The 23,984-nt window shown below is 62.7% G+C and carries 16 protein-coding genes; 12 read left to right on the top strand and 4 right to left on the bottom strand.

Annotated elements, in window-relative coordinates; all coding sequences use genetic code 11:
• Positions 1-178: 178 nt before the first annotated feature.
• From LQ215_RS13960 to LQ215_RS13970, 3 genes are all read right to left on the bottom strand, one after another.
• Positions 179-874: an SPOR domain-containing protein gene (locus tag LQ215_RS13960; RefSeq protein WP_230150582.1), complete on the bottom strand. Its 696-nt coding sequence runs from the start codon at positions 872-874 to the stop codon at positions 179-181.
• Between the two features lies 1 nt (position 875).
• Positions 876-2,612 (bottom strand): arginine--tRNA ligase, encoded by a 1,737-nt coding sequence (gene argS / locus LQ215_RS13965; protein WP_230150583.1) that lies wholly within the window; start codon positions 2,610-2,612, stop codon positions 876-878.
• Positions 2,613-2,872: 260 nt separating this feature from the next.
• Positions 2,873-5,092: a primosomal protein N' gene (locus LQ215_RS13970; RefSeq protein WP_230150584.1), complete on the bottom strand. Its 2,220-nt coding sequence runs from the start codon at positions 5,090-5,092 to the stop codon at positions 2,873-2,875.
• 290 nt (positions 5,093-5,382) lie between these two features.
• Here LQ215_RS13970 and rpmE point away from each other — a divergent pair, with 290 nt between their 5' ends.
• The 3 genes from rpmE (at position 5,383) to LQ215_RS13985 (ending at position 7,884) form a co-directional block, all read left to right on the top strand.
• Entirely contained in the window at positions 5,383-5,607 is a 225-nt protein-coding gene (gene rpmE / locus LQ215_RS13975; protein ID WP_003196965.1) for a 50S ribosomal protein L31, read from the top strand.
• A 41-nt stretch (positions 5,608-5,648) separates the two neighbouring features.
• Positions 5,649-6,434 carry a thermonuclease family protein gene (locus LQ215_RS13980; protein ID WP_230150586.1) on the top strand — a complete coding sequence of 262 codons (786 nt, stop codon included), beginning with the start codon at positions 5,649-5,651 and terminating at the stop codon, positions 6,432-6,434.
• A 181-nt stretch (positions 6,435-6,615) separates the two neighbouring features.
• Positions 6,616-7,884, top strand: a complete 1,269-nt coding sequence (locus tag LQ215_RS13985) for a malic enzyme-like NAD(P)-binding protein (protein ID WP_230150588.1) — start codon at positions 6,616-6,618, stop codon at positions 7,882-7,884.
• A 380-nt stretch (positions 7,885-8,264) separates the two neighbouring features.
• Here the strand turns inward: LQ215_RS13985 and LQ215_RS13990 are convergent, their stop codons facing one another.
• The gene (locus tag LQ215_RS13990) at positions 8,265-10,709 is read right to left on the bottom strand and encodes a penicillin-binding protein 1A (RefSeq protein WP_436839575.1); all 2,445 of its coding nucleotides are present in this window, start codon (positions 10,707-10,709) and stop codon (positions 8,265-8,267) included.
• A gap of 206 nt (positions 10,710-10,915) precedes the next feature.
• Between LQ215_RS13990 and LQ215_RS13995 the strand changes: the two genes are divergently transcribed.
• The 9 genes from LQ215_RS13995 to gltB all read left to right on the top strand — a co-directional run bounded on the left by LQ215_RS13995 (position 10,916) and on the right by gltB (position 23,956).
• Positions 10,916-11,980, top strand: coding sequence for a pilus assembly protein PilM (locus LQ215_RS13995; RefSeq protein ID WP_230150592.1), 1,065 nt, complete (start codon positions 10,916-10,918; stop codon positions 11,978-11,980).
• Entirely contained in the window at positions 11,980-12,546 is a 567-nt protein-coding gene (locus tag LQ215_RS14000) for a PilN domain-containing protein (RefSeq protein WP_230150594.1), read from the top strand. The genes LQ215_RS13995 and LQ215_RS14000 overlap by 1 nt, the downstream gene beginning before the upstream one ends.
• On the top strand, positions 12,543-13,166 hold the full coding sequence (gene pilO, locus LQ215_RS14005) for a type 4a pilus biogenesis protein PilO (protein ID WP_230150596.1): 624 nt from the start codon (positions 12,543-12,545) through the stop codon (positions 13,164-13,166). Before LQ215_RS14000 ends, pilO begins: the two co-directional genes overlap by 4 nt.
• A complete protein-coding gene (locus LQ215_RS14010; protein ID WP_230150598.1) occupies positions 13,163-13,690 on the top strand; it encodes a pilus assembly protein PilP in 528 nt (175 codons plus the stop codon). The genes pilO and LQ215_RS14010 overlap by 4 nt, the downstream gene beginning before the upstream one ends.
• A gap of 13 nt (positions 13,691-13,703) precedes the next feature.
• Complete coding sequence (gene pilQ / locus LQ215_RS14015) at positions 13,704-15,791, top strand: type IV pilus secretin PilQ (protein ID WP_230150600.1); 2,088 nt, start codon at positions 13,704-13,706, stop codon at positions 15,789-15,791.
• 4 nt (positions 15,792-15,795) lie between these two features.
• Positions 15,796-16,314, top strand: a complete 519-nt coding sequence (aroK, locus tag LQ215_RS14020) for a shikimate kinase AroK (RefSeq protein ID WP_003196983.1) — start codon at positions 15,796-15,798, stop codon at positions 16,312-16,314.
• Between the two features lie 148 nt (positions 16,315-16,462).
• Entirely contained in the window at positions 16,463-17,563 is a 1,101-nt protein-coding gene (aroB, locus tag LQ215_RS14025) for a 3-dehydroquinate synthase (protein WP_230150602.1), read from the top strand.
• A 10-nt stretch (positions 17,564-17,573) separates the two neighbouring features.
• Positions 17,574-19,157 carry an AAA family ATPase gene (locus tag LQ215_RS14030; protein WP_230150604.1) on the top strand — a complete coding sequence of 528 codons (1,584 nt, stop codon included), beginning with the start codon at positions 17,574-17,576 and terminating at the stop codon, positions 19,155-19,157.
• 350 nt (positions 19,158-19,507) lie between these two features.
• A complete protein-coding gene (gene gltB, locus LQ215_RS14035) occupies positions 19,508-23,956 on the top strand; it encodes a glutamate synthase large subunit (RefSeq protein ID WP_230150606.1) in 4,449 nt (1,482 codons plus the stop codon).
• The last annotated feature ends 28 nt before the right edge of the window (positions 23,957-23,984 follow it).

Genomic DNA, 23,984 nt, shown 5'->3' on the forward strand with positions numbered 1-23,984 from the left:
GTGCAGAGGGGACGAGTGGTGCCCCGCCGTTTTTGGTAAAGAACTATTTTGTGGCGAGGGGGCTTGCTCCCGCTGGACCGCGCAGCGGTCCCAAGCTTTTAGGGCTGCTACGCAGCCCAGCGGGAGCAAGCTCCCTCGCCACAAAAAGCCCCGCAGCAACGGGTGTTTTCAGCAGAAATCAGCGGCTCTGGCGTTGTTGTAACAACAAATTGCTGAACCCGCTGCCAGCCAGTTGCTTCTGGGCCTTGGTCAGTTCCTCGCGGTTGCTGAACGGCCCGACCAGCACCCGGTACCAGGTCTCGTCCTTCACGGTGCCGGACTCCACCGACACGGACTGGCCCAGCAGAATGATCTGCGCCCGGACCTTGTCGGCGTCGGTTTCCTTGCGGAACGAACCGGCCTGCAGGAAGAACTTCGTCACTGGCGCGGCTTTCTGTACCGGCGGGGCCGGTGGTGGCGTGATGCCGGCCAGGGCCGCCTGGGCGCGAGCGGTGTCGATCTTCGCCGCTTCGGCCGGGGTCACCGGCGTGGTGGGCACTTGCGGCGTCGGCAGGGTTTTCTCCGGCACGGCCTCGGGCGGCACGATGACTTCCGATTCCGGCAGCAAGGTGTAGAAGTCGTACTTCGGCTTCACCGGTTGCGTCGGGCTCGGCGGGGTCTTGTTGGCCTCGGCGATCCGCGTGGCTTTCTGCTGCTCTTGCCGCACGCGCTTGACGTCATCGCCCTGGCCCGGCTCCAGCTTCATCAGAAACACAATGAAAGCGCCGACGGTCAGGCCGATGGCCATCCACAACCAGCCCGGAATCGGTTTTTTGGCCGGAGGCTGGTAACGACTGGCGCCGCGTTTGGGTGCAGGTTTTTTCTTGGCGGCCAACTTACATGCGCTCCAGGGTTTCCAGGCCCAGCAGTTCCAGGCCTTGTTTGAGCGTACGCCCGGTCAGCGCGGCGAGGCGCAGGCGGCTCTGCATTTGCTCTGGGGTTTGCGCGTTGAGGATCGGGCAGTTCTCGTAGAAGCTGGAGAACAGGCCGGCGACATCGTACAGGTAGGCGCACAGGGTGTGCGGCGTGCCCTTGTCGGCGACGTTGTTCAACACTTCACCGAACTGCGCCAGCTTCGCCGCCAGCTCCTGTTCGTGAGGGGCCTCAAGGACAATCTGGCCGTCCACTTCATTGAAGCTTTTGCCGAGCTTGCGGAACACCCCCGCCACGCGGGTGTAGGCGTATAGCAGGTACGGCGCGGTGTTGCCTTCGAAGTTGAGCATCAGGTCGAAGTTGAAGCTGTAGTCGCTGGTGCGATGCTTGGACAGGTCGGCGTATTTCACCGCGTCGATGCCCACGACCTTGGCGATCTGGCGCAGCTCGTCTTCGGCCAGCTCGGGGTTCTTGCCCTTGACCAGGGTGTAGGCGCGGTCCTGGGCTTCGGTCAGCAGGTCGATCAGCTTCACCGTGCCGCCATCGCGGGTCTTGAACGGGCGGCCGTCGGCGCCGTTCATGGTGCCGAAGCCCATGTGCTCCATCTCCATCGGATGGGTCACGAAACCAGCCAGGCGCGCGACTTCGAACACTTGCTGGAAGTGCAGGGCCTGGCGCTGGTCGACGAAGTACAGCACCCGATCGGCCTTGAGCACGCCGTTGCGGTAGCGCACGGCCGCCAGGTCGGTGGTGGCATAGAGGTAGCCACCGTCGGCCTTGACGATGATCACCGGCAGCGGCTCGCCATCGGCGGTCTTGAACTGGTCGAGGAACACGCACTGGGCGCCGTTGCTTTCCACCAGCAGGCCCTTGGCCTTGAGGTCGTTGACCACGTTGATCAGGTCGTCGTTGTAGGCGCTTTCGCCCATCACGTCGGCCATGGTCAATTTGACGTTCAGCAGCTCGTAGATTTTCTGGCAGTGGGCCAGGGAGATGTCCTTGAACTTGCTCCACAGCGCCAGGCACTCGGCATCGCCGGCCTGCAGCTTGACCACCAGGCCACGGGCGCGGTCGGCGAACTCGGGCGACTCGTCGAAGCGTTGCTTGGCGGCGCGGTAGAAGTTCTCCAGGTCCGACAGCTCATCGCTGGTGATCGGGTTTTCCTGCAGGTAGGCCATCAGCATGCCGAACTGGGTGCCCCAGTCGCCCACGTGGTTCTGGCGGATCACGGTGTCGCCGAGAAACTCCAGGACCCGTGCCACGCCGTCGCCGATGATGGTCGAGCGCAGGTGGCCGACGTGCATTTCCTTGGCCAGGTTGGGGGCCGAAAGGTCGACCACGGTGCGCTGCAACGGGCCGGCCTTGCGCACGCCAATGCGCTCGTCAGCCAGGGCCGCGTCCAGGCGCGACGCCAGGGCCTGGGTGTTCTGGAAGAAGTTGATGAACCCGGGGCCGGCTATGTCGGCCTTGCTGACGTTCTCGTCGGCCGGCAGGGCGGCGATGATTTTCTCCGCCAGGTCCCGCGGTTTCATGCCGGCCGGCTTGGCGAGCATCATCGCGATGTTGCTGGCGAAGTCGCCGTGGGTCTTGTCGCGGGTGTTTTCGACCTGAATCGCCGGCGACAGGCCTTCTGGCAGCACACCTTCAGTGACGAGTTGGGCGATGGCTTGCTGGATGAGCTGGCGAATGGTGTCTTTCATGGTCTTCTCTTTCAACCGCAGGCGCGGCGGCGCTTCGATGCGCTGGTGGAAAAACTGGGCATTATCCGTGGCGCGGGCGAGCTTGCCAACTGTAGCGGGTCGGTTGGGGATGTGTGGTGACTATTCTCGGCAGTCTGGATGTACGCGATCCCCTGTGGGAGCGAGCTTGCTCGCGATGGCGGTGGGTCAGCTTGCATGATGTTGAATGCCAGACCGCTATCGCGAGCAAGCTCGCTCCCACAGGGAATCAGTGAGGCCCGTCAATACAAATCCACCGGATCCACATCCAGCGACCAGCGCACCGCCCGCCCGCTGGGCATCTGTTCCAGCACCAGCAGCCAGGCGCTCAACAGTCGGTGCAACGACGCCCGGGCATTGGCCTGTAATAAAAGCTGCGCGCGATAGCGCCCGGCCCGCCGTTCCATCGGCGCCGGCACCGGGCCCAAGAGTTCGATGCCGGTAAGGTTCTGCTCTGCCAGCAAGCGCTCTGCCTCGCTGCAGGCCTCATCGAGAAAGCCTTCGGCCTGCCCCGGCTTGTGGGCTTCGGCCCGCAACAGCGCCAGGTGGGCAAAAGGTGGGAGGCCGGCGCTGCGGCGTTCGCTCAAGGCCTGTTCGGCGAAGGCGAAATAACCTTGCTCGGTCAGTTGGATCAGCAATGGGTGATCGGCCAGGTGGGTCTGGATGATCACTTTGCCAGGCTCCTCGGCCCTCCCGGCCCGGCCTGCGACCTGGACGATCAACTGCGCCATGCGCTCGCTGGCGCGGAAGTCACCGGAAAACAGTCCGCCATCGGCGTCGAGGATCGACACCAGCGTGACCCGTGGGAAGTGGTGTCCCTTGGCGAGCATCTGCGTGCCCACCAGGATGCACGGCTGGCCCTTCTGGATCGTGGCGAACAACTGGTTCATCGCGTCCTTGCGCGAAGTGCTGTCGCGATCCACCCGCAGTACCGGGTAATCGGGGAACAGGATGCCCAGGCGTTCTTCGGCGCGTTCGGTGCCGGCGCCGACCGGGCGCAAGTCCACTTTGCCGCACTGTGGGCAATGCCTCGGCACGCGCTCGACGTGGCCGCAATGGTGGCAACGCAGCTCGCCATGGCGTTGATGCACGGTCATCCGCGCGTCGCAGCGCTCGCACTCGGACATCCAGCCGCAGTCGTGGCACAACAGGGTCGGGGCAAAACCGCGGCGATTGAGAAACACCAGGACCTGTTGCCCGGCAGCCAGGGTCTGGCCGATGGCTTGCTGCATCGGCCCGGAAATACCGCTGTCCAGCGGGCGACTTTTCACGTCCAGGCGCAGGAAGCGCGGTTGCTTGGCGCCGCCGGCCCGCTCGTTGAGGCGCAGCAGGCCGTAGCGGCCGGTGTAGGCGTTGTGCAGGCTTTCCAGCGATGGCGTCGCCGAGCCGAGGACGATCGGGATGTTTTCCTGGCGGGCGCGCACCAGTGCCAGGTCGCGAGCGTGGTAACGCAGGCCTTCTTGCTGTTTATAAGAGCCGTCGTGTTCTTCGTCGATGATGATCAGGCCAGGGTTCTTCATCGGTGTGAACAGGGCCGAACGGGTGCCGATGATGATATCGGCCTCGCCGTCACGGGCGGCGAGCCAGGCCTCCAGGCGCTCGCGGTCGTTGACCGCCGAGTGCACCAGGGCGATCCGGGCGTTGAAGCGCTGTTCGAAGCGCGCCAGGGTTTGCGGGCCGAGGTTGATTTCCGGAATCAGTACCAGTGCCTGCTTGCCGGCCTCCAGGGTCTGGCGGATCAGTTGCAGGTAGACCTCGGTCTTGCCGCTGCCGGTGACGCCTGCCAGCAGAAAGGCGTGATAACTGTCGAAACCTGCGCGAATCGCTTCGCAGGCGGCCCGCTGTTCGGCGTTGAGCGGCAGTTCCGGCTGGGCCAGCCAATGTTCATGGCGGGCACCGGGGGCGTGCCTGCGCACTTCCACCTGGACCAGGTCCTTGGCCAGCAACAGGTCGAGGCTGTCCTTGCTGAGCATCAGTTTGCTCAGCAATTGATGCGCCACGCCATGGGGATGTTGGGCCAGGGTCGCCAAGGCCTCGCGCTGGCGCGGGGCGCGGGCGATGCGTGGGTCGTCCAGCGAGGCGCCGGGCGCCACCGACCAGAACCGCTCCTGGCGCGCCTCGGCCGGTTCGCCCTGGCGCAGCAGCACCGGCAGCGCCCAACTCAGGGTGTCGCCGAGGCTGTGCTGGTAATACTGGGACGTCCACAGGCACAACTTGAACAGCGCGGCGGGTAGCGGTGGCGTGGCATCGAGCAGGGCCAGGGCTGGTTTGAGCTTGTCGACCGGGACCTCGCTGTGGTCGGTGACCTCCACCAGGATGCCGATCATCTCCCGCCGGCCGAACGGCACCCGCAGGCGCATGCCCGGCTGCAACTGGGCACGCAGGACCCCGGCCGGGGCGCGATAGTCGAACAGGCGGCGCAGGGGCGAAGGCAGGGCGAGGCGCAGGATGGCGTCGGGCACGCGGGAAGATCTCGATAGGCGGACAAATTCGCAAGGCTGAGCACGATTCAATGTGGGAGCGAGCTTGCTCGCGATGGCGGTGGTTCAGTGACGGTGATGTCGACTGTGCTGTCGCAATCGCGAGCAAGCTCGCTCCCACAGGGATTGTGCTTGAGGCCGGGAGCCTAGCAGACGGCTGGTACAAGTCATAGCTTGCGTGATTGATGTTGTCTGGTAGAATCCGCGGCCTAATTACGTGCGGTATTCAACAATAGTGTTGGGTGGCGGCACGCTAGCCTGAGGAAAACAGCATGAAAACCGATATCCATCCGGAATACCCAGTAATTGCCGTAACCTGCAGCTGCGGCAACAAGTTCGAAACGCGTTCGACCTACGGCAAAGCCCTGGCGATCGACGTTTGCAACGAATGCCACCCGTTCTACACCGGCAAGCAAAAGACTCTGGATACCGGCGGCCGTGTTCAGAAGTTCGCCGATCGTTTCGGTGCTTTCGGCAAAGTTACTCCAAAAGCCTGAGGCTGATCATTTTGGATGGTCGTCTCGACCGCTCCAGACTGATGAAAAAGGCGTCCCTTGCGGGCGCCTTTTTTGTGTCTGCGATTTGGCTGGCGGATGCCCAGGCCTTTTGCCCGGCGCCAGCGGGTCTTGTCCCGGTGACGGTGCAGCGGGTGGTGGATGGCGATACCCTGCGCCTGACGGATGGCCGCAGCGTGCGCATGATTGGCATCAATAGTCCTGAGCTGGGGCGGCAAGGGCGTTCCGATGAACCCTTCGCCGTTGCGGCTCGCCGCCGGCTCCAGGCGCTGGTGGCTGACAGTGAGGGGCGCGTGGGGTTGCTGCCTGGCAAGGAAGGCAAGGACCGCTACGGTCGCACCCTGGCCCATGTCTATAGCGGCCAGGGCACCAATTTCGAAGCGCAGTTGCTCGCCGAGGGTTTGGGTTTTCATGTGGCGGTGGCGCCGAATGTCGACCTGGTGGCGTGCCAAACTGCCGCCGAGCGTCAGGCGCGTGCAGCGGGACTAGGGGTGTGGAAGCGCTCGCCTGTGCTCAAAACGTGGCAAAGCAAGACGTCGGGCTTCGCCGTGCTCAGCGGGCGCGTGAGCGAAGTCAGGCGCAATCGAGGCGGTGTATGGCTCCAATTGCCAGACTCGGTTGTATTGCACGTTGCGCCCAATCTCGTGAGTCGTTTCGATGAGGCTCTGCTTGAGGGGCTTGAAGGCCGGCAGATTGAAGCCCGTGGCTGGCTGGTCGATCGTTCACGGCGTGGTGGGCTAAAAAAAGGCCAGGCGCGCTGGCTGTTGCCATTGACGGACCCGAGCATGCTGGGCGCGACGCCTGGATAGAAAATTGTAGACATTTTTCTATTGGATTGTATGCATCAAGCCCTTGTGTTCCGCGGCTCTTGGTCCAAAGTCGTAGGGCAGGGCGCTTGACAGCAGTGACTGGTCAGTCTTGTGGGGACTTTGCGAGGCGCGTATCCTCGGCGGTCCGTCTGTCCAACACAGTAAAAAGCGGAATGCCCACATGTCTGATCTGAAAACTGCCGCTCTCGAATATCACGCTAATCCTCGTCCAGGGAAGCTGAGTGTCGAGCTCACCAAGGCCACCGCTACTGCTCGCGACTTGTCGCTGGCCTACAGCCCCGGCGTAGCCGAACCAGTCCGCGAAATCGCTCGCGACCCTGAACTGGCCTACAAATACACCGGTAAAGGCAACCTGGTTGCAGTCATTTCCGATGGCACCGCGATTCTCGGCCTGGGTAACCTCGGGCCATTGGCTTCCAAGCCAGTCATGGAAGGCAAGGGCGTGCTGTTCAAGCGCTTCGCCGGTATCGACGTGTTCGACATCGAAGTCGATTCCGAGAGCCCGCAAGCCTTCATCGACACCGTCAAGCGCATCTCCATCACCTTCGGCGGCATCAACCTGGAAGACATCAAGGCACCTGAGTGCTTCGAGATCGAGCGCGCCCTGATCGAACAGTGCGACATTCCGGTATTCCACGATGACCAGCACGGCACCGCCATCGTCACCGCGGCCGGCATGATCAACGCCCTGGAAATCGCCGGCAAGACCCTGCCGGAAGCCAAGATCGTCTGCCTGGGCGCCGGTGCTGCGGCCATCTCCTGCATGAAGTTGCTGGTGAGCATGGGCGCCAATATCGAAAACATCTTCATGGTCGACCGTACCGGCGTGATCCACTCCGGCCGTGACGACCTGAACCAGTACAAGGCCGTGTTTGCCCACGCGACCGAGAAGCGCTCCCTGGCCGACGCGCTGGACGGTGCCGACGTGTTTGTCGGCCTGTCGGGTCCGAACCTGCTGAGCGCGGAAAACCTGCTGCGCATGGCACCGAACCCGATCGTGTTCGCGTGCTCGAACCCAGACCCGGAAATCGCCCCGGAACTGGCTCACGCAACTCGCAGCGACGTGATCATGGCCACCGGCCGTTCGGACTACCCGAACCAGGTCAACAACGTACTGGGCTTCCCGTTCATCTTCCGTGGTGCCCTGGACGTTCGCGCCAAGCGCATCAACGAAGAAATGAAAGTCGCGGCCGCCAACGCCCTGCGCGAACTGGCCAAGCTGCCGGTGCCTCAGGAAGTGTGCGACGCCTACGGCGGCATCAAGCTGGAATTCGGTCGTGAGTACATCATTCCGAAACCAATGGACGCCCGCCTGATCACCCTCATCTCCGACGCCGTGGCCAAGGCCGCCATCGAGACGGGCGTGGCCACCCTGCCGTATCCAAAGAACTACCCGCTCAAGAGCGTGGATGATGTGTTCAACGGCTAAACCGTTGTAGCGCTTCAACAAAAAGCCCCGGCTCCTGTGAGTCGGGGCTTTTTTGTGCGTGCCGGTTTTGTGTGGCCACCGCAAAATCCCTGTGGGAGCGAGCTTGCTCGCGATTGCAGTCTGGCATTCAACATCGATGCAAGCTGCCTGCCGCCATCGCGAGCAAGCTCGGCTCCCACATTTGATCGGTGATGGACTTTGATTGTGTGGCCACCGCAACTCCCCTGTGGGAGCGAGCTTGCTCGCGATTGCGGTCGGGCATTCAACATCGATGCAAGCTGAGCTGCCGCCATCGCGAGCAAGCTCTGCTCCCACAGGATGTTGCGGCCAAAAAAAGCCCCGCACTTCTTCCGAAGGCGGGGCTTCTGGGTTGGGGCTGGTCAGAACAGATCAATCGGCGCCGCTTCGTCCGCCGGCAGCGGGCTGCCCGGTGCGACGCCGTTGCCCAGCTCGTTGACCGACGGTGGCGTGTCTTCGCTCTTGAACAGTTCGAAATACGCCCCCGGGGTGCCCGGTGTAGCGGCGCGGCCACTGACCGGGTCGACCCGCAGGCTGAGGATGCCTTCCGGTTCCGGCTGGGTGTGAGGCGGTTTGTCCTTGAGGGCAGCGCCCATGTAGCTCATCCAGATCGGCAGCGCCACGGTGCCGCCGAACTCGCGGCGACCCAGGCTTTCGGGTTGGTCGAAACCGGTCCAGACCGTGGTCACGTAATCGGCGTTGTAGCCGGAAAACCAGGCGTCCTTGGATTCGTTGGTGGTACCGGTCTTGCCCGCCAGGTCCGTGCGACCCAGGGCCAGGGCGCGGCGGCCGGTGCCGAGCTTGATCACGTCCTGCAGCATGCTGTTGAGGATGTAGGTGGTACGGCCATCGACAATGCGTTCCGCGATGGCGGGCGCCTGGGGCAGGCCCGGGGCCGTGGTGGCTTCGCCCGGTGTCGCATTGACCGTGAACGTCTCGGTGGACGGAGCGGCGACGCCATCGCTGGCCTGCTCGCCCGTGGGCACCCGTGGCGGGTTGGCAACGAACAATGTCTCGCCGTTGCGGCTTTCGATCTTGTCGATGATGTACGGGGTGATCTTGTATCCGCCGTTGGCGAATGTACTCCAGCCGGTGGCGATTTCCATCGGCGTCAAGGTCGCGGTGCCCAGGGCCAGGGACAGGTTGCGCGGCAGGTCCTGCTTGTTGAAGCCGAACTTGCTGATGTAGTCGATTGTGCGGTCCACGCCCAATGCCTGCAGCAGGCGGATCGATACCAGGTTGCGGGATTTGTACAGCGCCTCACGCAAGCGAATCGGGCCGAGGAACGTGTTGGTGTCGTTCTTCGGTCGCCAGACCTTGTCCAGGTACTCATCGACGAACACGATCGGCGCGTCGTTGACCAGGCTGGCGGCGGTGTAGCCGTTATCCAGGGCGGCGCTGTAGACGAACGGCTTGAAGCTCGAACCCGGTTGGCGCTTGGCCTGCAACGCGCGGTTGTAGTTGCTTTGCTCGAAGGCGAAGCCGCCCACCAACGAACGGATCGCACCGTCTTGCGGGTCGAGAGACACCAGGGCGCCCTGGGCGGCCGGGATCTGGCTGAACTTGAGGCTGTTGTCCGCCTGGCGCTGGACACGGACCAGGTCGCCGACCTGGGCGACATCCGAGGGCTGTCGTGGGTTGGCGCCCATGCTGTTGGTATTGAGGAACGGACGGGCCCATTTCATGGTGTCCCAGGCCACGTGCTCCTCCTGCTCGCCGTTACGGGTCAGCACCTTGATGCCGTCCTTGTCCACCGACGTGACAATTGCCGGCTCCAGGCTGCTGATAGTGCGCTGCTTGGTCAGCTCCAGGGCCCAGGCTTCCTTGGTCTTGCCCGGCAGGCGCGATTCAGGGCCGCGATAGCCGTGGCGCTGGTCGTAGGTCATCAGGCCTTCGTGCAGCGCGGTGTTGGCCATTTCCTGCAAGTTGCTCGGCACCGTGGTGGTCACGCGGAAACCTTCGGTGTAAGCGTCGCTGCCATAGCGCCCGACCATTTCGGCCCGGGCCATCTCGGCGATATACGGGGCGTTCACTTCCGGGGTTGGTACGTGATAGCTGGCGTTCAGCGGCTCATTGATCGCGGCGGTGTAGTCGGCCTCGCTGATCTTGCCGAGCTTGTACATGCGCCCCAGGATCCAGTCGCGACGCTCCTTGCTGCGTGCCGGGTTGGCCAGCGGGTTGAAGCGCGAGGGGGCCTTGGGCAGGCCGGCAATCATCGCCATCTGCGCCAGGCTCACGTCACGGATCGACTTGCCGTAATACACCTGCGCCGCCGCCTCGATGCCGTAGGCGCGGTTGCCCAGGTAAATCTTGTTCACGTACAGCTCGAGGATTTCATCCTTGGTCAGCTGCCGCTCGATTTGCAGGGCCAGGAGGATCTCGGTGGTCTTGCGCGAAAAGCTGCGCTCGCTGGTCAGGAAGAAGTTCTTGGCCACCTGCATGGTGATGGTACTGCCGCCGGACTGGATGTGCCCGCTCTTGACCAACTGGCTGGCGGCGCGCATCAGGCTGCCCGGGTCGACGCCATAGTGGTTGGCGAAGTTATCGTCTTCAGCACTTAGTAACGCATTGATGAAATTGGGGGGAATGTCGGCGAAACGGATCGGCGTGCGGCGCATTTCGCCAAATTCGGCGATCAACTTGTTGTCGCTGCTGTACACCCGCAAAGGAATCTGCAACTGAATGCTTCTCAGCGCCTCCACGGACGGCAATCCCGGACTAAGGTAAAGAAAGGCGCCGCTCAGGCCCAAGAGCAGTCCGCAGAAAACGGCGACGATGGACCATCCGAAAAATTTCAGCAGACGAATCAAGGCTTTTGGATATCCAGGCAAAGAATGAAAAGGCGCCAGGTGCAGGGATGGACCCGTGCTTGCAACAAAGCGAAAAAAACGCTGGGCATTATAAGCATTTTTTTTCGCCGGGAATGCCATCCGGACGTCCGTCGGGCTGGAGTGATTGAACGCAATGCGTATTAGAGAGTCCGTAACTCACGGATAGTCATAGGGAATTGGTAGTGCTACGACTCTTCAATAAAAAAGCCCATGCGCTTCTGGGGATCGACATCAGTTCGACGTCGGTGAAGCTGCTGGAGTTGAGCCGCCAGGGCGATCGATACCGCGTCGAGTCCTACGCGGTCGAACCGTTGCCAGCCAACGCCGTGGTCGAGAAGAACATCGCCGAGCTCGAAGGGGTGGGCCAGGCATTGTCGCGCCTGCTGGCCAAGGCCAGGACGCCCTTGCGTAGCGTGGCGGTGGCCGTGGCGGGTTCGGCGGTGATCACCAAGACCATCGAGATGGACGCCGGCCTGTCCGACGATGACATGGAAAACCAGCTCAAGATCGAGGCCGATCAATACATCCCCTATCCGCTGGATGAGGTGGCCATCGATTTTGAAGTGGTGGGCGTTTCGCCGCGCAGCGCCGAGCGCGTCGAAGTGCTGCTGGCGGCGTGCCGCAAGGAAAACGTCGAGGTCCGCGAGGCCGCGTTGGCGCTCGCCGGGCTGACGGCCCGGGTGGTCGATGTGGAGGCTTATGCACTGGAGCGTGCCTTCGGCCTGCTCGCCACGCAACTGGCTGCCTCCCAGGAACGGCTGACTGTGGCGGTGGTCGACATCGGCGCCACCATGACCACCCTCAGCGTGCTGCACAACGGGCGCATCATCTATACCCGCGAACAATTGTTCGGCGGCCGCCAACTGACCGAGGAGATTCAGCGCCGCTATGGCCTGACACCCGAGCAGGCCGGCCAGGCAAAGAAGCAGGGTGGCCTGCCGGACGACTATCTCAGCGAGGTGCTGCAACCTTTTCGCGAGGCCCTGGTGCAGCAGGTCTCGCGGTCCCTGCAGTTCTTCTTCGCCTCGGGCCAGTACAGTGCGGTAGACCACATTCTGCTGGCCGGAGGCACGGCTTCGGTCGCCGGCCTGGATCGGTTGATCGAACAGCGCCTGGGCACGCCGACCCAGGTGGCCAACCCGTTTACCAACATGGCGCTGAGCAGCAAGGTCAATGCCGGCGCCCTGGCCGGTGACGCGCCGGCACTGATGATTGCCTGTGGGCTGGCCCTCAGGAGTTTCGACTGATGGCGCGGATCAACCTGCTTCCCTGGCGCGAAGAGCTGCGTGAAGAACGGCGTAAACGCTTTTTGCTGGCCTTGGTGGGGGCATTGATCGGTGCGGTCGGCGTGGTCCTGGTCGCGGTCCGGTACATCGACAGCGCCATCGACTGCCAGGTCGCTCGCAATAGTCATCTTTCCGAGCAGATCGCCGTGCTGGACGAGCGCATCAAGCAGATCAGCGAATTGAAGGCCCGTCGCCAGCAATTGCTGGAGCGCATGCGCATCATCCAGGACTTGCAAGGTAACCGGCCGGTCAGTGGGCGCATCTTCGATCAGTTGGTGCGGACCCTGCCGGACGGGGTGTATTTCACTGAAGTGAAGATGGAAGACCGGACGCTCTCGATCAAGGGGGCCGCGGAGTCGAACAACCGGGTCTCGGACCTGATGCGCAACCTGGACTCGTCGGACCTGTTCGACACGCCCAGCCTGACGGAGGTCAAGGCCACCACCGCTGGGCAGCTCGACCAGGCCAATGTCTTCCAGCTGACGGTTCGCCAGACCCGCCCGGCCGATGCGGAGGACGCCCAATGAAGCCAGGGGAGTGGTTCGACGCACTGCGCAAGATCGATCTCAGTGACCTGGACACCAACAACGTCGGTTCCTGGCCCGCGCCGATCAAATGGCTGGCCGTTGTCCTGCTGGTGGTCCTGGTGCTGGGGCTGGGCTATAACTTTGCCTTGAGTGACCTGGAGAACCAGTTGCAGCAGGTGCGCGAGGAAGAAAACACCCTCAAGGCGCAATTCGCGGGCAAAGCCCACATGGCCGCGAACCTGGAGCGCTACACCGAGCAGATGAAGCAGATGGAAACGTCTTTTGGTGTGCTGTTGCGGCAATTGCCCAGCGATACCGAAGTGCCGGGCCTGCTGGAGGACATTACTCGCACCGGCCTGGGCAGCGGCCTGGAGTTCGAGGAAATCAAGCTACTGCCAGAGGTCACCCAGCCGTTCTACATCGAGTTGCCGATCCAGATCACCGTGACCGGCGGCTACCACGACCTGGCGACGTTCGTCAGTGGGGTGGCGGGGCTGCCCCGGATTGTCACGCTGCACGATTTCGAGATCGCACCGATGGAGCCCGAGGCCGGCACGAAGCTGCGCATGAGCATCCAGGCCAAGACCTACCGGTACAACGAGCAGGAGGCACAACCATGAGGCCGGTGTGTCGCATCTGCCTGCTGGCAGGGCTGGTCGCGCTGGCGGGCTGCAACAACGACAACGGTTTCAGCGACCTGGACGCCTACATGAATGAAGTGCGCCTGCGACCACCCGGCAAGATCGAGCCGACGCCGACGTTCAGGCCCTACGAAACCTTTACCTACAGTGCCGCCAACCTGCGCAGCCCGTTTTCCCGGCAGGTCCGCGTTGACCAGGCCGAACGGCAGCGGGGCTCGCGCAATGTCCGGCCCGACCCGAACCGGGTCAAGCAGTACCTGGAAGGCTTCAACATCGAGCAGTTTGAAATGGTCGGTACGATCTCCAACGTCAGTGGCTCCTTCGCGCTCCTGCGGGGCGCGGGCGGGGTGCATAGGCTCAAGGTCGGTGACTATCTGGGGCGCAACGACGGGCGGATCGTCAACATCAGTGCCACTCAGGTCGATGTGGTCGAAATCGTTCCCGATGGCGAGGGTGCCTGGCTAGAGCGACCACGGACCATTCCTTTGAAAGAGCATTCATAGTGGAACTCGAACAATGAACAGGATTTTTTCAGCCCTCGGTATTTCGCTATGGATAGCGCTGTTGTCGCCGATGGTTCTCGGGGCCAGCCTGAAGACGCTGGATGTGGCGGCGTTGCCGGGGGACCGTGTCGAGTTGAAGCTCACCTTCGACGGGCCACCACCGTCACCGCGGGGCTACACCACCGAACAACCGGCGCGGATTGCTCTGGACCTGCCGGGCGTAACCAATCAACTGTCCAGCAAGCGCCGCGACCTGGGCGGGGGCAATGCACGCAGTGCCACCGTGGTCGAGGCTGGGGATCGCACCCGGTTGATCATCGGCCTTACCCAACTGGCGCCGTATGACACCCGGATCGAAGGTAACAACCTGTTCGTGGTGGTTGGCAAGGGCGCCGCCGCGAAGGGCGCTGCACCAAACAGCGCGGCCCAGGCCCCGCGCCCGGCAGTTGCCAGCGCCGCGCCTGCGAGAGCCAGTGCGCCGGTGGGCAAGGCGATCCGTGGGGTGGACTTCCAGCGCGGGACCCAGGGCGAAGGCAATGTCGTCATCGACCTGTCTGACCCGTCCATCGCCCCGGATATCCAGGAGCGCGAAGGCAAGATCATCCTCAATTTCGCCAGGACCCAGTTGCCCGAGCCGCTGCGGGTGCGCCTGGACGTCAAGGACTTCGCCACCCCGGTGCAGTTCGTCAATGCCAGCGCCGGCAGCGACCGGGCGACCATCAGTATCGAACCCAGTGGCACCTTCGACTACTCGACCTACCAGACCGACAACAAGCTCACTGTCAGCGTCCGGCCCATGACCGTCGACGACCTGCAAAAACGCAACGCCGACCGCGCGGCCTACAGTGGCGAGAAACTTTCGCTCAACTTCCAGGACATCGAGGTGCGTTCGGTCCTGCAACTGATTGCCGATTTTACCAACCTGAACCTCGTCGCCAGCGACACGGTGCAGGGTGGCATCACCCTGCGGTTGCAGAATGTGCCCTGGGACCAGGCGCTCGACCTGGTGCTCAAGACCAAGGGGTTGGACAAACGCAAGGTCGGCAACGTGCTGTTGGTGGCTCCGGCCGATGAAATTGCCGCCCGTGAGCGCCAGGAACTGGAGTCGCAGAAGCAGATTGCCGACCTGGCACCGCTGCGGCGTGAACTGTTGCAGGTCAACTATGCGAAGGCGGCCGACATCGCCAAGCTGTTCCAGTCGGTGACCAGTGCCGAGGCCAAAGCCGATGAGCGCGGCACGATCACGGTCGATGAGCGCACCAACAACATCATTGCCTACCAGACCCAGGACCGTCTCGACGAACTGCGCCGGATCGTGGCGCAACTGGATATCCCGGTGCGCCAGGTGATGATCGAGGCGCGGATTGTCGAGGCCAACGTCGACTACGACAAAAGCCTGGGCGTGCGCTGGGGCGGTTCGGTTCAAAACAAGGGCAACTGGAACTCCTCGGGGGTCACCACGGGCGATTCCACCACTATCGGCACGCCGGGCAGCACCAGCACCAACCAGCCGTTTGTCGACCTGGGCGCCTCGGGCAATACCTCGGGCATCGGCATTGCCTTTATCACCGACAACGTATTGCTGGACCTTGAGCTGACGGCTATGGAGAAAACCGGCAACGGGGAGATCGTCTCCCAGCCCAAGGTGGTGACGTCCGACAAGGAGACGGCAAAGATCCTCAAGGGCACGGAAATTCCTTATCAGGAAGCCAGCTCCAGCGGTGCTACGTCGGTGTCGTTCAAGGAGGCTTCGCTGTCGCTGGAGGTGACCCCGCAGATCACCCCGGACAACCGCATCATCATGGAGGTCAAGGTCACCAAGGATGAGCCGGACTACCTGAACAAGGTGAATGATGTGCCGCCGATCAAGAAAAACGAGGTCAATGCCAAGGTCTTGGTCAATGATGGCGAGACCATTGTGATTGGCGGGGTTTTCTCAAATACTCAGAGCAAGGTTGTAGATAAGGTGCCATTTCTTGGCGATGTGCCGTATCTTGGCCGCCTTTTCCGGCGTGATGTGGTTTCGGATAGCAAATCCGAGCTGCTGGTGTTCCTCACTCCGCGTATCATGAATAACCAGGCGATTGCTGTGAGTCGTTGATTCTGTGCGAAATTTGATTCTTGTTGGGCCGATGGGCGCTGGAAAAAGCACCATCGGCCGTTTGCTGGCCAAAGAGCTGCGCCTGCCGTTCAAAGATTCCGACAAGGAAATTGAATTGCGCACGGGCGCCAATATCCCATGGATTTTCGACAAGGAAGGCGAACCGGGCTTTCGTGACCGTGAGCAGGCGATGATCGCCGAGTTGTGCGCGTTCGATGGCGTGGTCCTTGCCACCGGTGGCGGCGCAGTGATGCGCGAAGCCAATCGTCGGGCGCTGCATGCCGGCGGACGAGTGGTCTATCTGCATGCTTCTGTCGAGCAGCAGGTCGGTCGCACCGCCCGGGATCGCAACCGGCCGCTGTTGCGCACCGCCGACCCGGCCAAGACCCTGCGGGACCTCCTGGAGCTGCGTGATCCGCTGTATCGGGAGATCGCCGACCTGGTGGTGGAAACCGACGAGCGACCGCCTCGGATGGTGGTGCTGGACATTCTCGATCGCCTTCAGCAACTGCCTCCCCGTTAATGCGCTTGGCGAAATGCGCTATCCTCGACCTCCCGTCATGGCCCGCCTGGGGCGTGGCGGATGGCCATTAACTGGCGTCAGAACAAGCACCGTGGACTTTCGTTAATTGCAGGCAGGACGCCTGATTCCATCTTCACTGTGGGGACACATGCAGACACTTAAGGTCGACCTGGGCGAGCGCAGCTACCCGATTCATATTGGCGAAGGCTTGCTGGACCAGCCCGAACTGCTGGCGCCGCATATCGCCGGGCGGCAAGTGGCGATCATTTCCAATGAAACCGTCGCGCCCCTGTATCTGGAACGTCTGACCCGCAGCCTGTCGGCCTTCTCGGTCATTTCCGTGGTATTGCCCGACGGCGAAGCCTTCAAGAACTGGGAAACCCTGCAACTTATTTTCGATGGCCTGCTGACCGCACGCCACGATCGCCGCACCACGGTGATTGCCCTGGGTGGCGGTGTGATCGGTGACATGGCCGGTTTTGCAGCCGCTTGCTATCAGCGTGGCGTCGATTTCATCCAGATCCCCACCACGCTGCTGTCGCAGGTCGACTCGTCGGTGGGCGGCAAGACAGGGATCAACCATCCGCTGGGCAAGAACATGGTCGGTGCTTTTTATCAGCCCAACGTGGTGCTGATCGACACCGCCACCCTCAATACCTTGCCGGCCCGCGAACTGTCTGCGGGGCTGGCGGAAGTCATCAAGTACGGGCTGATCTGCGACGAGCCGTTCCTGGGCTGGCTCGAAGAGAATGTCGACCGCCTGCGTGCACTGGATCAGGCAGCCCTGACCCACGCCATCGAACGCTCCTGCGCCGCCAAGGCTGCCGTGGTGGGTGCCGATGAGCGTGAGTCAGGTGTGCGCGCCACCCTCAACCTTGGTCACACCTTTGGCCATGCCATCGAAACCCACATGGGCTATGGTGTCTGGCTGCACGGTGAAGCAGTTGCGGCCGGTACGGTCATGGCCCTGGAGATGTCCGCGCGCCTGGGCTGGATCAGCGAACAGGAGCGTGATCGCGGTATTCGTCTGTTCCAGCGCGCCGGGCTGCCGGTGGTTCCGCCCGAGGAAATGAGCGAGGCGGATTTTCTTGAACACATGGCAATCGACAAAAAAGTGATCGACGGTCGTCTGCGCCTGGTGCTGCTGCGCCACATGGGCGAAGCGGTGGTGACCGACGATTATCCGAAAGAAGTTCTACAGGCCACGCTGGGAGCGGACTACCGCGCCCTGGCTCAGCTTAAAGGTTAATAAGATTCCGATGACTAGTTTGCATGCCGACGAGGCTTTCCTCGGCCATTTCCAATTGAGTCATGACCCTTTCGCACCGCGGGTCCCGGGCTTCAAGTTCTTTCCTGCCCAGCGCAAGCCGGTGCTGGGCCAATTGCATCATCTGGCGCGCTACAGCCAGTTGCTGCTGGTGGTCACCGGTCCCCAGGGCAGCGGCAAGACCTTGCTGCGCCAGGCCCTGGTGGCCAGCACCAACAAACAGTCCGTGCAAAGCGTGGTCGTCTCGGCCCGTGGCGCCGGCGATGCCGCAGGTGTATTGCGTCAGGTGGCCCAGGCGCTGAACGTCGCCCAGGCTGAGGTCGGTGCAATTCTCGATCAGATCGTGCAGCTGGCGCTGACTGGGCAGGAAGTCTATCTGCTGGTGGACGACGCCGAGCAACTCGACGAGTCGGCCCTCGAGGCACTGCTGGCCTTGGCGGCCGGTGCGCCGGAGGGTCGCCCTCATGTGTTCCTGTTTGGTGAGTCGTCGCTGATCGCTGATCTGGACCAATTGAATCTCGAGGAAGAGCGCTTCCACGTCATCGAGCTGGCGCCCTACACCGAGGAAGAAACGCGTGAATACCTGGCCCAGCGTCTTGAGGGGGCGGGCCGGGGTATCGAACTTTTCACCGCCGATCAGATCTCTGAGATTCACGAAAGCGCCGACGGTTGGCCTGGCAACATCAACCAGGTCGCCCGCGATGCTCTGATCGAAGTCATGATTGCCAGCCGCTCAGCGGTGAAGCGTCCAAGTATGGGGTTCAACATGCCGAAGAAACACGTATTGGCAATTTCCGCCGTCGTCGTGGTCGCGGTTGCCGCCGCCTGGCTGATGCCGGGTCGCACCAAGGCACCCACCACCGGTGCCCCTGCCAACGAACAGGCGCAACTGCCTCTCGGCCAAGGGACGCCGCAAGCCAACGGTGGCGCGCCAGCAGTGGAATTTGCCGGCAACACCCAGCCGATGCCGCTGCCGCTGGTCGGCCAGTCGCAGCCGGTCATGCGCGGCCCATTGGCTGAAGCGGCCGGCGGCATCACCGAAGGCGACGACGGCGCAGCGCCACCGGTCGACGACAGCAGCGACGTGCCGCCGACTGTGACCACCACCGCGCCGCCTGTGGGCGTGCCGGCCGGTCCTGCACCGACGCCAACGCCAACGCCTGCCAAGCCAACCCCGGCGCCTACCCAGGTGGCTACCGCCAAGCCTGCGCCTGCGCCCGCCACCAAACCGGCCCCAGCGCCAGCCCCAGCGGCCAAGCCTGCCGCCGCCACCCCGGCCAAGGCCGCGGGCGGTAGCTGGTACGCTGGCCAGGCGCCGGGCAACTACGTCGTGCAGATCCTCGGTACCAGTTCCGAAGCCACGGCACAGAACTTCGTCAAGGAGCAGGGCGGCGAGTACCGCTATTTCAAGAAAGTGCTCAATGGCAAGCCACTGTATGTCATCACCTACGGCAGCTTTGCCAACCGTGATGCAGCCGTTTCCGCCATCAAGGCCTTGCCAGCGAAGGTTCAGGCTGGTAAACCTTGGCCTCGCACTGTCGCCAGCGTCCAACAGGAACTGGCAGCAACTCGCTGAAGATTCGGCGGCCTTACCCAGGCCGCCTCTCCCGGCAACCTCAAAATTTCCGCAGGGGCGGGCGACCTTTATGGCCGCGCGCCTTGTGGTGTCTGCGTCACAGTAGTGTTTGAGTCGTAGCGGTCGAACCCAAAAAAGTTTTGACTAGCACAGCATATAGCTTTAAACCTTTCACAAATGCGACATGGATTTGCGACAGTTCGTCGTCAAATTTGTGAGCCTCTGTGCCGGTGTGTACAATGACCTCCCTTTTGCCCCCGCAAAGCTGGCGTACGTTCGGCGCGGCACGCAACTGGTTGAATTGAAAAGAAATTTGCCTCGATAAGGGGCAGCCTGGTGAGAAAGTGTCTATGAAAGCAGGTCTGTACCAACCAGATGAATTCAAGGATAACTGCGGTTTCGGCCTGATAGCCCATATGCAGGGCGAGCCCAGTCATACCCTTTTGCAAACGGCCATTGAGGCCCTGACCTGCATGACCCACCGCGGTGGGATCAACGCCGACGGCAAGACCGGCGACGGTTGTGGCTTGCTGATTCAAAAGCCCGACGAGTTCCTGCGTGCCGTAGCCCAGGAAACGTTCGGCGTGACCCTGCCCAAGCAATACGCCGTGGGCATGGTGTTCTTCAACCAGGACCCGGTGAAGGCTGAGGCGGCTCGCGAAAACATGAATCGCGAGATCCTGGCCGCCGGCCTGCAACTGGTGGGCTGGCGCAAAGTGCCGATCGACACCAGTGTCCTCGGCCGCCTGGCGCTCGAGCGCCTGCCGCAGATCGAACAGGTGTTCATCGCCGGCGAAGGCCTGAGCGACCAGGACATGTCGATCAAGCTGTTCAGCTCCCGTCGTCGTTCGTCCGTGGCCAATGCCGCCGATACCGATCACTACATCTGCAGCTTTTCCCACAAGACCATCATTTATAAAGGCCTGATGATGCCGGCGGACCTCACCGCCTTCTATCCAGACCTGAGCGATGAGCGCCTGAAAACCGCGATCTGCGTGTTTCACCAGCGCTTCTCCACCAACACCCTGCCGAAATGGCCGCTGGCCCAGCCATTCCGCTTCCTCGCCCACAACGGCGAGATCAACACCATCACTGGCAACCGCAACTGGGCCGTGGCCCGTCGCACCAAGTTCGCCAACGACCTGATGCCCGACCTCGAAGAACTCGGCCCGCTGGTCAATCGCGTGGGTTCGGACTCCTCGAGCATGGACAACATGCTGGAACTGATGGTGACCGGCGGCATCGACCTGTTCCGCGGCGTGCGCATGCTCGTGCCGCCGGCCTGGCAGAACGTCGAGACCATGGACCCGGACCTGCGCGCCTTCTACGAATACAACTCCATGCACATGGAACCGTGGGACGGCCCGGCCGGTATCGTCATGACCGACGGTCGCTACGCCGTGTGCCTGCTGGACCGTAACGGCCTGCGTCCGGCGCGTTGGGTCACCACCACCAATGGGTTCATCACCCTGGCCTCGGAAATCGGTGTCTGGAACTACCAGCCTGAGGACGTCATCGCCAAGGGGCGTGTGGGCCCGGGCCAGATCTTTGCCGTGGACACCGAGACCGGCCAGATCCTCGACACCGACGCCATCGACAACCGCCTCAAGTCCCGTCATCCGTACAAGCAATGGCTGCGCAAGAATGCCCTGCGCATCCAGGCGACCATGGAAGACAACGACCACGGTTCGGCGTTCTACGACGTCGACCAGCTCAAGCAGTACATGAAGATGTACCAGGTGACGTTCGAAGAGCGTGACCAGGTGCTGCGTCCGCTGGGCGAGCAGGGTTACGAAGCGGTCGGCTCCATGGGTGACGACACGCCGATGGCCGTGCTGTCGCAGCGCGTGCGCACGCCGTACGACTATTTCCGCCAGCAGTTCGCCCAGGTGACCAACCCACCGATCGACCCGCTGCGCGAAGCGATCGTGATGTCCCTGGAAATCTGCCTCGGTGCCGAGCGCAACATTTTCCAGGAGTCGCCGGAACACGCCTCGCGGGTGATCCTCAGCTCGCCGGTCATTTCCCCGGCCAAGTGGCGCTCGTTGACCAACCTCGATCGCCCGGGCTTTGCGCGCCAGGTCATCGACCTGAACTACGACGAAAGCGTCGGCCTGGAAGCGGCGATCCGCAACGTTGCCGATCAGGCTGAAGAAGCCGCGCGCGCCGGTCGTACCCAGATCGTGCTCAGCGACCGTCACATCGCGCCGGGCAAGCTGCCGATCCATGCCTCGCTGGCCACCGGCGCGGTGCACCATCGCCTGACCGAAAAAGGCCTGCGCTGCGACTCCAACATCCTGGTCGAGACCGCCACCGCCCGCGATCCGCATCACTTCGCGGTGCTGATCGGTTTCGGTGCCTCGGCGGTGTATCCGTTCCTGGCCTATGAAGTGCTGGGCGACCTGATCCGTACCGGTGAAGTGCTGGGCGACCTCTATGAGGTGTTCAAGAACTACCGCAAGGGCATCACCAAGGGCCTGCTCAAGATCCTGTCGAAGATGGGCATCTCGACCATCGCCTCGTACCGTGGCGCGCAACTGTTCGAGGCCATCGGCCTGTCGGAAGAAGTCTGCGAGCTGAGCTTCCGTGGCGTGCCGAGCCGCATCAAGGGGGCGCGTTTCGTCGACATCGAAGCCGAACAGAAAGCCCTGGCGGCCGAAGCCTGGAGCCCGCGCAAGCCGATCCAGCAAGGCGGCCTGCTGAAGTTCGTTCATGGTGGCGAGTACCACGCCTACAACCCGGACGTGGTCAGCACCTTGCAAGCCGCCGTGCAACAGGGCGACTACAGCAAGTTCAAGGAATACACCTCGCTGGTGGACAACCGTCCGGTGTCGATGATTCGCGACCTGCTCAAGGTCAAGACCCTCGACACGCCGCTGGACATCAGTGAAATAGAGCCGCTGGAATCGGTGCTCAAGCGCTTCGATTCGGCCGGTATTTCTCTGGGCGCCTTGTCCCCGGAAGCCCACGAAGCCCTGGCCGAAGCCATGAACCGCCTCGGTGCGCGTTCCAACTCCGGCGAAGGCGGCGAAGACCCGGCGCGCTACGGCACCATCAAGAGCTCGAAAATCAAGCAGGTGGCCACCGGCCGCTTCGGTGTGACGCCGGAATACCTGGTCAACGCTGAAGTGCTGCAGATCAAGGTTGCCCAGGGCGCCAAGCCCGGCGAAGGCGGCCAGTTGCCTGGCGGCAAGGTCAACGGCCTGATCGCCAAGTTGCGTTATGCGGTCCCTGGCGTGACCCTGATCTCGCCGCCGCCGCATCACGACATCTACTCGATCGAAGACTTGTCGCAACTGATCTTCGACCTCAAGCAGGTGAACCCCAAGGCGCTGGTCTCGGTGAAACTGGTGGCGGAGGCGGGCGTGGGCACCATCGCGGCCGGCGTGGCCAAGGCCTATGCCGACCTGATCACCATCTCCGGCTACGACGGCGGCACCGGCGCATCGCCGCTGACCTCGATCAAGTACGCTGGCGCGCCGTGGGAACTGGGCCTGGCTGAAACCCACCAGACCCTGCGCGGCAACGATTTGCGCGGCAAGGTCCGGGTGCAGACCGACGGTGGCCTGAAAACCGGCCTGGACGTGATCAAGGCCGCCATCCTCGGTGCCGAGAGCTTCGGCTTCGGCACCGCGCCGATGATCGCCCTGGGCTGCAAATACCTGCGCATCTGCCACCTGAACAACTGCGCCACCGGCGTGGCGACCCAGAATGACAAGCTGCGCAAGGACCACTACATCGGCACCGTCGACATGGTGGTGAACTTCTTCACCTACGTGGCCGAAGAGACCCGTGAGTGGCTGGCGAAGCTGGGCGTGCGCTCGCTCGAAGAACTGATCGGCCGTACCGATCTGCTGGAAGTGATCGAAGGCCAGACTGCCAAGCAGCAGCACCTGGACCTGACCCCGTTGTTGGGCAGCGATCTCATCCCGGCAGACAAGCCACAGTTCTGCCAGGTCGACCGCAACCCGCCGTTCGACAAGGGTGAGCTGGCCGAGAAGATGGTCGACATGGCCGCTGCGGCGATCAACGACCTGAGCGGTGCCGAGTTTAACCTGGACATCTGCAACTGCGACCGTTCCATCGGCGCACGGATCTCCGGCGAAATCGCGCGCAAGCACGGCAACCAGGGCATGGCCAAGGCGCCGGTGACCTTCCGCTTCAAGGGCACCGCGGGCCAGAGCTTCGGCGTCTGGAACGCCGGTGGCCTGAACATGTACCTGGAAGGCGATGCCAACGACTACGTGGGCAAGGGCATGACCGGCGGCAAGCTGGTCATCGTTCCGCCCAAGGGCAGCGTCTACAAGACCCAGGACAGTGCCATCATCGGCAACACCTGCCTCTACGGCGCCACGGGCGGCAAGCTGTTCGCCGCTGGCACCGCAGGCGAGCGTTTTGCCGTGCGTAACTCCGGGGCCCACACTGTGGTGGAAGGCACCGGCGATCACTGCTGCGAGTACATGACCGGTGGTTTTGTCTGCGTGCTGGGCAAGACCGGTTATAACTTCGGCTCTGGCATGACCGGCGGTTTCGCCTACGTGCTCGACCAGGACAACACCTTCGTTGACCGGGTCAACCACGAACTGGTGGAAATCCAGCGGATCAGCGGCGAGGCGATGGAAGCCTATCGCAGCCACCTGCAAAACGTGCTGAACGAGTACGTCGCGGAAACCGACAGCGAGTGGGGTCGTGAACTCGCCGAGAACCTCGATGACTACTTGCGCCGTTTCTGGCTGGTCAAGCCCAAGGCTGCCAACCTGAAATCGTTGCTTTCCAGCACTCGTGCCAACCCGCAGTGATATGCGCCTGAAGAGTTTGATGAGGTTT

Source organism: Pseudomonas brassicacearum, assembly GCF_918698105.1.
In the GTDB taxonomy this organism is placed as follows: domain Bacteria; phylum Pseudomonadota; class Gammaproteobacteria; order Pseudomonadales; family Pseudomonadaceae; genus Aquipseudomonas; species Aquipseudomonas brassicacearum_F.